Source organism: Candidatus Erwinia dacicola (assembly GCF_001756855.1).
GTDB lineage: Bacteria > Pseudomonadota > Gammaproteobacteria > Enterobacterales > Enterobacteriaceae > Erwinia > Erwinia dacicola.
The window spans coordinates 1-2,123 of record NZ_MAYS01000157.1; the positions used below are offsets into that span (position 1 = coordinate 1).

Annotated in this window: 3 protein-coding genes and 1 pseudogene; 3 read left to right on the forward strand and 1 reads right to left on the reverse strand. The window is 50.9% G+C overall.

All coding sequences use genetic code 11. From position 1 onward, the window contains the following. Positions 1-189, reverse strand: a 189-nt coding sequence (locus BBW68_RS04855; RefSeq protein WP_148127542.1) for a helix-turn-helix domain-containing protein, incomplete at its 3' end; no start/stop codon positions are given. A 519-nt stretch (positions 190-708) separates the two neighbouring features. On the opposite strand from BBW68_RS04855, the gene BBW68_RS04860 reads away from it, so the two are divergent. The 3 genes and pseudogenes from BBW68_RS04860 to BBW68_RS15840 all read left to right on the forward strand — a co-directional run. Beyond that, on the forward strand, positions 709-987 hold the full coding sequence (locus tag BBW68_RS04860; RefSeq protein ID WP_070134247.1) for a type II toxin-antitoxin system RelE/ParE family toxin: 279 nt from the start codon (positions 709-711) through the stop codon (positions 985-987). Then, positions 987-1,289, forward strand: coding sequence for a HigA family addiction module antitoxin (locus BBW68_RS04865; protein WP_070134248.1), 303 nt, complete (start codon positions 987-989; stop codon positions 1,287-1,289). The genes BBW68_RS04860 and BBW68_RS04865 overlap by 1 nt, the downstream gene beginning before the upstream one ends. Positions 1,290-1,808: 519 nt before the next feature. Next, positions 1,809-2,000, forward strand: a pseudogene (locus tag BBW68_RS15840) (IS6 family transposase); the annotation flags it as partial. Positions 2,001-2,123 lie beyond the last annotated feature (123 nt).

The window sequence follows — 2,123 nt, forward strand, 5'->3', positions numbered from 1 at the left end:
TGCCAGCGAATCCGCTCTCCTGCAGGAGTAAACGCCGTTAAAAGCGGGGTCGGTATTGCGTCTGAGTTCCCTGCTGATGGTAGATCGCGGGAGATCAAGCTCCCTGACGATGGTAGCCGGTTTGACACCTTCACCACGCCGCTTTTCAATGTAGAACCGCTCTTTCTGAGTCAGATGTTTTCCCTGCATGCAACAGGCTCTCCAGTAGGACCAGAACGGAGATTTTATCCGGGTCTGGCCAGTGGGTCACTTTGTTGCGTTTCGAGTGGAAATGGGGCAGTCGATGCCCTTAAATAAGCTCTGATGAACATTTTTTCACCGCATTATCGCATTTAAGTTATTGCATTTATTCTATCGCATATAGGTTATGTCATTCATCGTGTGTCGTCACGTTTTGGTTATTGCGGCAGGGTGTACTCCAGCGCTAGATGGCGTTCTCAGGGGTTTAGACCTTCATAGGACAACCTAAATGCGATACCTCAAGAGCGACAACTTTAAAGCGATATCCGCTTACGCAAAATCAATCCGTTACGCATCGCGAATGGTTAAATAATGCGCTTAACGTACAAAAATTTCCGATCTCCAAACTAACCCCAATATGAATAATCCGCTCTTCCGGGCAGAAATTTGCGTGATATTGCGCCTTTTTTTGTTGCATGATGTGCATCATGCACTTATAATGATTTTAACGTCTTAAAGGAAAACAAGATGATTAAATCATTCAAGCATAAGGGGCTAAAACGTTTTTTTGAAACGGGCAACACAGCCGGGGTGATCCCGGTCCATGAGGACAGCCTGCGTAAATGTCTGGCCTCGATAAACCAGGCTAAAGCCATCACCGATCTAAGCCTACCGTCTCTGCGGCTGCACAGACTCAAAGGCGACCGTAAAAACGTCTGGTCAGTCACGGTCAGGGCTAACTGGCGTATCACCTTCGAATTCACCGACGGCGATGCGTTTATTCTTAACTATGAGGATTACCACTGATGAAAATGCACAATCCGCCCCATCCGGGTTCGCTTGTTGCGGACAACATTGCCGCGCTGAACCTCTCGCTACGTGACGTGGCGCTGGCTCTCGATGTGTCGGCTTCCACGCTTCAACGCCTGACCAAGGAGCAGATCGCAATCAGCCCTGAAATGGCTGTGCGCCTGTCGCGTGTTATCGGCAGTACGCCGGAGTTCTGGCTGGGGTTGCAAGACGCCTACAGCCTGTATCACGCGGAACAGAAGATTGACCTGACTCGTCTGAAGCCACTGTCCGGCCAGACATTCAGCGCCACGGCCTGATCATTTAAAGGAGGAAGTATGTTGATTGTCTGTCGCGAACCGTCATTGCCACAGTGAAACAGAGTGTTCGCTGTCGCGCAGTTTATGGTGTACATGGGGCTGTTTGCCGCCTTTTCCTGCACAATCCTTACAGCGTGACTCCAGCGGTGTTAGAGGGTGAGCTGTTTTTACCTTATCTGCCTGTGCTGGCTCCAGCTTTTATCGGGGTGGTTATCCTTGCCGGAAAAGTCTTTTTCTCCTGGTCCCTGTCGCCCCTCCATGAGGCGGCGGGCTAGTTCTGCCCGGTCTACCTGATCGGCACGCCCGTGCTGTCGGCGTTCTACCTGTTCCTGGCGTGGGCAGGCAACAGGCATAATTAAGCACGGAGATAAACGGGGGCATCCGTAATATTATCAGAAGCGGTTTTGAGCAGCGGACAGAATATCTATTGGCCAGACTGTAAACCGCTTTTATTACGGCACTGTTGCAAAGATCTGGCGATGGTAAACTGATGCCACTGTCTAGTTGAAGGAGCAGCACATGAACCCATTTAAAGGTCGACATTTTGAGCGTCATATTATCCTGTGGGCCGTCCGCTGGTACTGCAAATATGGCATCAGTTATCCTGAGCTGCAGGAGATGCTGGCTGAGCGAGGGGTAAATGTCGATCACCCCACGATTTATCGATGGGTTCAGCGTTCTGCACCTGAGATGGAAAAGCGGCGGCGCTGGTGCCGAGCACGCCATAAAAAGCGTTCATGATAATTTTCTGCGCCTGCGACAGCGGCTTGTTACTCTGTTTTTTCGCCGCTTCGCGCCCCTGCCAGATTTGGTTGACGATCTCCGGCAGGCAGT

Bases quoted from the DNA above. Each gene is read 5' to 3' on its own strand.
- BBW68_RS04860 (WP_070134247.1), top strand. From the start codon at position 709: ATGATTAAATCATTCAAGCATAAGGGGCTAAAACGTTTTTTTGAAACG.
- BBW68_RS04865 (WP_070134248.1), top strand. From the start codon at position 987: ATGAAAATGCACAATCCGCCCCATCCGGGTTCGCTTGTTGCGGACAAC.